A 6,956-nucleotide genomic window follows, 5' to 3' on the forward strand; every position below is an offset into this window, starting at 1 on the left:
TCAGTCCTCCGTGGAGTCGGATGGGCGGTCGACGTCGGTGGCAGAGAGGCGGGCCGTGGCAGTGGCCGGGGCGGGGACATCGGCGTCGGTGTCGGTGTCGGTGACGGTGAGTCGGGCTACGGCCGTGCGGCCGTCGCGGAAGAAGCGGGGCAACCGGGCGCGCACGACCAGCATGGCGACCACTCCCCCGGCGATGGAGCCGACGCCCAGCAGGAAGACCCCGCCGACGCCGTGGAAGGAGGTGCTGCCGTAACCCGGGTCGAACATGTCGGCGGCGCTGCGGGCGAAGGCCGCGAGCATCAGCAGCCCGCCGAACAGGGGCAGGACGCCTCGCAGCAGCAGGTCCCGCGGGGAGTCGCGGAGTCGGCTGCGGAAGTACCAGACGCAGGCCAGTGCGGTGGTGCCGTAGTAGCAGGCGATGAGCAGGCCGACGCAGAGGATGGCGTCGCCGAGGAAGTGGCTCGACACCAGGGTGAGCAGGACGAGCAGGCCGGCCGCCGTCGCACCGAAGAAGACGGTGCCGAAGCCCGGCGTCAGGTGACGGGGGTGGATGCAGGCGAAGGCGCGCGGCAAGGCGCCGTGAGCCGCCATCGAGAGCATGCCCCGCGAGGTGCCGACCAGGCAGGTGAGCAGCGCGGAGGCGGCCGAGACGCAGACGGCCAGCTGCATCACCCTGGCGAGCGCATCACCGAGGACGGGTGGGGCGAGGGTGGCGAGGACGTCGGCGGCGTTGTCGGGGTTGCCGAGCCCGAGGCCGTCGGTGCCGGAGCCCGCGAAGGAGAGTGCGGCGAAGGCGGTGAACAGGTACGTCCCCAGCAGGACGAGGGTGGAGATCACGGCGGCCTGGCCGGGGACCCGGCCGCTGTCCCGGGTCTCCTCGTTGGTGGTGATCAGGGCGTCCCAGCCCCAGTAGATGAACAGGCAGAGCAGCACGGCCTGGGCGAACGGCCCGAAGCCGTCGAAGCCGAGCGGGTCGAGCCAGGCCAGTGACGGGGTGGCGGCGCCGGGCCGGGTGAGGGCGACGGCTCCGAAGCCGAGCAGCGCGATCAACTGGAGCCCGAGCAGCGCGTACTGGACGGCGGCCGCGACGCGCAGGCCGCGGTGGGCGATCGCGGTGAGGCCGGCCAGTAGCAGGACGGCGGTCGTGGTGACGGTCGCGCCGTCGTCGGCGAGCGCGTGCGGACCGAGCAGAGCCAGCAGGTAGCCGGCGCTGACCTTGGCGAGAGCGGTCATCGCGATGACGGTGGCGGCCTGAGCGACCCAACCCCCGGCGAGCCAGCCGGCGGCCGGCCCGAAGGCGCGGGTGGTCCAGACGAAGGTGGTGCCGCAGTCCGGCATCTCCCGGTTGAGCTCACGGAACGCGAAGGCGGTGAGCAGGATCGGCAGGAAGCCGAGCAGCAGCGCGGCCGGGGCGAGGTCCCCGGCGACGAGCGTCACGAAGCCCAGGGTGACGGCGATGCTGTAGGCCGGGGCGACGGAGGAGAGGCCGAGCGCGATCGAGGCGGCGAGGCCGACCGAGCCGGCCCGCAGGCCCTTTCCGGCGGGGGTGGGTGGTGGGCCCGGTCTGACGTCGGTAGCGCGGGGGTCGGGTGTCACGGCGGGCTCCTGGGGCGGTGGGGGGCACAGGGAGTTGTTAAGCGCAGATTTAAGAGATGGCTGCTGTATCAGTCAAGAGCTGAGGAGGTATTGTTAAATCGAGATGCAACTGAATCAATGAAGGGAGAGGGAGTGGCGGCCAAGAAGGGCAGCGGCAAGGAGGCTCGCCGGGCCGAGCTGGGGGCGGCGGTGCAGCGGGCCCTGATGGTGCGGGGCCTGGAAGGACTGCGGCTGCGCGACATCGCGGAGGAGGCCGGGATCACGCCGGCCGCCGTGCTCTACTACGGCGACCTCGACGGCCTGGTGCACGAGACCTACCAGCAGGCCATCGAGCGTTACAGCCGTGGGCGCGAGGAGGCGGCGGACGGCTTCGCCGACGCCCGCGACAAGCTCAGGGCCTGCATCGACAACGGCGTCGCCACCGGCCCGGATGACGCGCTGACCAGGCTGCTCTTCGAGTACTGGCCACGCTGCCTGCGTGACGCGAAGGCCGCCGCACTGGACAGCGCCTTGACGGAACGTCAGATTGCCGTCTATTCGGCGATCCTGGTCCTCGGCGAGGCGCAGGGCCACTTCGTCCTCCCGGACCCACCGCGCCTGCTGGCGGCCAACTTCGTGGCGATGGAGGACGGTTACCAGATGGAGGTGCTCGCCGGTCGGCGCACCCGCACCGAGGTGATCAGCGCACTGAACTCCTACGCCCGCGCCGTCACCGGCCACGACCCGGGCGTTCGGACCTGAGTAGGAGCGGGCCGGCGCGGAGCGGACAGCGCTCAGGCCGACCTGGCCTGAGCGCGAACCTTGCGCTGGTCGTCCAGGGGCAGGCAAGCGGGAACCAGCTGGTTCAGGCGACGACCGGAGCCCCCTACGAGGACGGCCGCGCCGCCAGCATCGCGGTCACCACCGTGCCCGCCGTCGAGGCCAAGCCGCGCATCGCCGCCGACGTGGACGCGGCCCTCTGCCGGTAGACCGGCGGGAGGGCCGACCCCTCCTCCCATCGAGTCCCGGGGGAGGCTCGACGGCGAGGTGACCGCCGCGGTCCTGACGCGTCCTGCTCGACCTCACCCCGGAGAACAGGGCCTTCCGACCGCTTCGTGGCGGCGCGGACGCAGTGGAGGACGTCGGTGAGGGCTTGGCGGGCGAGGGCCGGGTCGTCGTCGCGGGCCGCCCCTCGGAGGTGGCGCGCAGCACCGCGTCGGGCTGCAGGCCGGTGTCGGCCGGGTGGGCGTCGGCCCGGCGGGTGCCCACCGGGCCGACGCGGCGGGGGCGGGATTTCTCCCCGGGGTGTTACGGGGGCGGCCGTGACCGGCCCGGCCCCGGGCGCCGTTTCGCCCCGGGGAGCCACGGCCGCCGACGGAGCCTGGCCAGCGCAGTGGGCGGTGCCGGGCACGGCCGCCGTTTCGCTCCGGGGCGTTTCGGTGGCCCCCGGGGGCGGGTTGTCCCGCCTCCCGGGGCTGGGTGCCGTGTGCGGCGAGCAGCCGCTCGGCCCACTCTCGGTGGCGCACCATCACGCCATACGCGGCGTGGAGAACCTCGCCGTGCATGGGCGTCGGCTGCTGCCGAGGCGGAAACCAAAGCCGGCGGCTCCTGCACCTGCGCTCCGCGACCGCCCCCGTAACCGGTCCTCGCCGCGGCCGCCGAACTGATCGCCCCTATCGGACGATAACGGTCCCGCTGTTCGGCCGGTAGTGCCAGCCAGATCCCAGGGTATTGCAGTGGATGGTGGACCACCCGTTATTGCTCGCCTCGTTGCCGGTGAGGGTGGTGTGTCGGCCGTCGCTGCTGTCGCAGTACGCCTTCACCTTGTAGACCTTCTGGGTGTTGCAGTGCACCCCGAAGTAGTTCGAGTCCGATCCCGGGGTGCAGTACGACGGGATCGAGGCGAGGGAGCTCTGGCCCTGGGCGGACGCGGTCGTCCGATCTGCCGGCGTCGCACCGGCGTAGGCGGCGGTGCCGGCCACGGCGAACACCGCACTCCCCACGACGATGCCGACCTTCGATGCTATGCGCATTCCACACTCCGCGGATCTATCGCCGGATGCCCCGGCTCGACTACGAGAAGCCTTTCCCAAGCCGCCTGAGCAGAGCAACGTTCGGCACCTGTCCCGGACACCGGTCCGGTGTCCGGCCTGGTCAGACCTCTGTCCGGGACAAGCTCGGCGGGGTCCGGCGCCGGGGTCGAGAGTCCGGGTGGCGTTTCACCGGCGCCCGCCGGCCGCGCCCGGCCGCCAGGCGGAGCTGGCGGCGTTGCTCAGGGGCCTGGTGACCGTCCGGCCTGATCGGTGCGCGGCGGACAACCGGCCTGGTGGGCGGGACGGTAGCGGTGCGGCGCAGAGCGGCGGCGAAGGCGGCTTCGACCCAACCGGCGATGGCGGTCATGGTGTGGTGGTCGAGGTGGGCCGAGCGGCGGGCGGTTTGGTGGTCGGCTTCGGCTTCGGTGGGTTCTAGGCCGGCGCGCCGCAAGGCAGTGAGGACGATCTTCCTCCGGGTGTCCGGGGCGGTGGTGGCCTGTGCGGCGCGGGCCCGGTACGCCTGTTCGCGGCGCCAGCGCCGGACGGTCAGGTCGCGATCGGGTCGGAGGTGGTGAGGTTCTCCTCCACCACGACGTAGCCGATCCTGCGCCATGTCCGTGAACGTGACAGCACCGAGGTCGACCACGAGCGTCGACGGAGCCGGCTGGAGCGCGATGACCGGCGTGTGTGGCAGGGAGACCTGGTCGACATCGAGCTGCCGCGCGCCCACATCGCCACCGGGAAGCCGGCCTCGCCCCGTGGCGGATCCGACCGGTTTGCCGTGCTACTTGTCGAGGACGCCCACCGCGTGGGCGATGACGAGCAGCGAGGTCATGAGTGCGGCGACGCTCTCGATGGCCATCAGCGCCTTGGCCCGGGGGGACAGCGGCATGGTGTCGGTGGGGCTGAAGGCGGTGGAGTTGGTGACCGAGACGTACAGGTAGTCCATCAGGGTGGGGACCCAGTCGCTGGTGCGGGACGAGCCGTCGGCGACCTCCTCGACGGCGTCGTCGTTCTCGTCCTGGGAGAAGCGGAAGTCCGCCAGCGGCAGTTCGGAGCGCTCGGCCTGAGTGCGCGCCACCGGGCCGCCGCGGTCGAGTTCCCAGAACGCCAGGCCGAAGACGATGATGCCGGTGGCCCAGACCTGGAGCGCGGCGAGCAGTAGGGGGCCGCCTTCCTGGGCCTTGTCGGTGACCATGGCGTGCACCAGCAGGCCGAGCGAGATCAGGTTGCTGATGCCGATGAGGGCGACCAGGGTCAGCGACACGATCCGGGAGAGGCGGTTCTGCCGGGTCATGCGGCGCGGGTTGACCGCGATCAGCGGTAGCAAGAGCAGCAGTTCCAGGCCCGGCAGGACGAAGCGCGGGACGAACAGCAGCTGCTCCGGCAGGACGAGGTAGAGCAGCACGGCCGCCAGGGTGGCGAGCACCGCGGGCAGCCGGGCCTCGCCGCGGCGGTCGTGGCGCGGGAAGCGCTGCAGCGCCTTCGCCCGGTGGCCGGGCGTCTTCCTGCCTGAGTCCATGGAGCGTCTCCCGTGTGCGGCGGCGTGGCTGTCACCAGCGGGTTCCCCGCCGTACGGGGTTCACGCTCCCGGAGGGGTCGGTAAGGCACAGCGAACCGGTACATCCCGGAGGAGCGCCGAGGTGGACGCCGCCCAGGTGAATGGCGGAGCGTCGGCGGATCTCGTGCAGGAGCGCTCGGACAGCTTCCTTCGGCTGAGCCAGTCCCTCTCGCGGACCGGGCCGCCCAGGCGCCGCGGTGAGGTGTTCCCACCCGCGGCCCGTCAGCCCCGGCGCAGCGCGTGACGCGGTGCTTCGCCGACGACGCGACGTCGGCCGGGTTCGCTCCCGCTCGCGCATGACCCCGCCCCCGCCACACCCGTGGGTGTGGCGGGGGCGGCCGAAGGGCGTGGTCCGGTTCAGACGGTGCCGCGGTAGCCGCCGGAGGCTGACCTCCAGCGAAGCGGCCGATACGAGATGTCGTGAACCCCATCAGGCGCGGGTGGTCCGTGCTCAGTGCTCAGGTCCTCGGCGCCCTGGCCTTCCTGGTGGCCGAAGCCACCACCGCTCCCGCAGGATCCGGAAGCTCCTATAGATCGTCAAGCGGTCTGAAGGAGTGGTGGCGCTGTAGGGCGTGGGCTGGCGAGGTGTTTGTAGACCTCACGGGCGATGAAGCGCTTGAGGCACCGCAGTATGTCCTTCTTGGACATCCCTTCGGCGGTTCGTTTGATCACGTAGTCCTTGGTGCGGCTGTCGTAGCGCATGCGGACGAGAGCGATCGTGTGGAGCGCTCTGTTGGCCTGTCGATCGCCTCCGCGGTTGAGGCGGTGGCGGTGGGTGCGGCCCGAGCTGGCCGGGATGGGCGCCGCCGCGCACAGGTGCGCGAAGGACGCCTCCGACCTGAGCCGGTCCGGGTTGTCGCCTGCGGTGATCAGGAGCTGGGCTGCGGTCTCGGTGCCGACACCGGGCAGCGCGACAAGGTCGGGAGCGGTCTGAGCGACCAGTGGCCTGAGCTCGGCGTCGGCCTCGGAGACCTCCGCGGTCAGGTACTGGTAGCGGCGGGCCAGGCGCCGCAGTGCGGTGCGAGCCGCGCGGGCCGGGTCGGACGGGTCTCCGACGGGTCGGGAACGGGCGAGGGTCCTGATCAGCTCGCCGGTGGGCAGGTCGCGCAACTTCTCGCGGACCTCGCCGGGTGCGGTGACGATCAACGTACGGATCTGGTTGATGGTCTGCGTGCGGGACTTGATGGCCGAGCTGCGGACCACACGCAGGGAGCGGATCGCCTCCACGACGCCGTCACGGGTCTTCGGTGTTCCGCCGGCCCGCCCGGAGAGTACGGCGGTGGCGGCGGCGTAGGCGTCGACGGGGTCGGACTTGCCGTTGGCTCGCCGGGCCCTGCGGTCGGGTCGGTCCACGTCGACGACGGTGACCTGGTTCGCACGCAGGTGGCGGGCGAGTTCGGCTCCGTAGGCGCCCGTGCCCTCGACGCCGACGGCCATGAGGTCACCATGCGAGCGCAGCCATGCCAACAGGCGGCGGTAGCCGTCAGGAGTGGTGGGGAACGACTCGGTGGCCAGGTGCCGGCCGATGGAATCGATCACGGCGGCCTGGTGGAAGTCGGTGTGGGTATCCACTCCGCCGACCACCGCTATCTGGTCTGCCATGCTGGGTCCTGCTGTCCTTCCGTGCGACGCGCGAGGGATGGCACGCGCCGGTCGGGCGGCAGGACAAGACTGTGATGGGACCTTTGGCCGGGCTCCTGACTTGTTGAATCGGACCCAGGCGCTCGGTCTGCAGCCGTAGCGTCCAGGGTGTCGGTCGGCACGGGCCCGCAGTGCTCCTTGCCGCC

At 71.8% G+C, this 6,956-nt stretch carries 6 protein-coding genes; 1 reads left to right on the plus strand and 5 read right to left on the minus strand.

The genetic code is table 11. The features are described 5' to 3' along the window. Nucleotides 1-1,596 (minus strand): APC family permease, encoded by a 1,596-nt coding sequence (locus ACZ34W_RS36125; protein ID WP_465610360.1) that lies wholly within the window; start codon nucleotides 1,594-1,596, stop codon nucleotides 1-3. Between the two features lie 117 nt (nucleotides 1,597-1,713). Between ACZ34W_RS36125 and ACZ34W_RS36130 the strand changes: the two genes are divergently transcribed. After that, entirely contained in the window at nucleotides 1,714-2,337 is a 624-nt protein-coding gene (locus ACZ34W_RS36130; protein WP_465610362.1) for a TetR/AcrR family transcriptional regulator, read from the plus strand. A 911-nt stretch (nucleotides 2,338-3,248) separates the two neighbouring features. On the opposite strand, the gene ACZ34W_RS36135 is transcribed toward ACZ34W_RS36130, so the two are convergent. The 4 genes from ACZ34W_RS36135 to ACZ34W_RS36150 form a co-directional block, all read right to left on the minus strand. Then, complete coding sequence (locus ACZ34W_RS36135; RefSeq protein WP_329485109.1) at nucleotides 3,249-3,608, minus strand: hypothetical protein; 360 nt, start codon at nucleotides 3,606-3,608, stop codon at nucleotides 3,249-3,251. A gap of 121 nt (nucleotides 3,609-3,729) precedes the next feature. After that, nucleotides 3,730-4,338, minus strand: a complete 609-nt coding sequence (locus ACZ34W_RS36140; RefSeq protein WP_465610365.1) for a hypothetical protein — start codon at nucleotides 4,336-4,338, stop codon at nucleotides 3,730-3,732. A gap of 54 nt (nucleotides 4,339-4,392) precedes the next feature. Beyond that, on the minus strand, nucleotides 4,393-5,130 hold the full coding sequence (locus ACZ34W_RS36145; RefSeq protein WP_465610367.1) for a hypothetical protein: 738 nt from the start codon (nucleotides 5,128-5,130) through the stop codon (nucleotides 4,393-4,395). A 576-nt stretch (nucleotides 5,131-5,706) separates the two neighbouring features. Next, nucleotides 5,707-6,771 (minus strand): IS110 family RNA-guided transposase, encoded by a 1,065-nt coding sequence (locus ACZ34W_RS36150; RefSeq protein ID WP_465610369.1) that lies wholly within the window; start codon nucleotides 6,769-6,771, stop codon nucleotides 5,707-5,709. Between the last annotated feature and the right edge of the window lie 185 nt (nucleotides 6,772-6,956).

This window comes from Kitasatospora sp. NPDC022856 (genome assembly GCF_055561235.1).

What these genes read in the sequence shown, in the direction of transcription:
- ACZ34W_RS36145 (WP_465610367.1), bottom strand. Translation starts at nt 5,130, where the DNA reads ATGGACTCAGGCAGGAAGACGCCCGGCCACCGGGCGAAGGCGCTGCAG.
- ACZ34W_RS36150 (WP_465610369.1), bottom strand. Translation starts at nt 6,771, where the DNA reads ATGGCAGACCAGATAGCGGTGGTCGGCGGAGTGGATACCCACACCGAC.
- ACZ34W_RS36135 (WP_329485109.1), bottom strand. Translation starts at nt 3,608, where the DNA reads ATGCGCATAGCATCGAAGGTCGGCATCGTCGTGGGGAGTGCGGTGTTC.
- ACZ34W_RS36130 (WP_465610362.1), top strand. Translation starts at nt 1,714, where the DNA reads ATGAAGGGAGAGGGAGTGGCGGCCAAGAAGGGCAGCGGCAAGGAGGCT.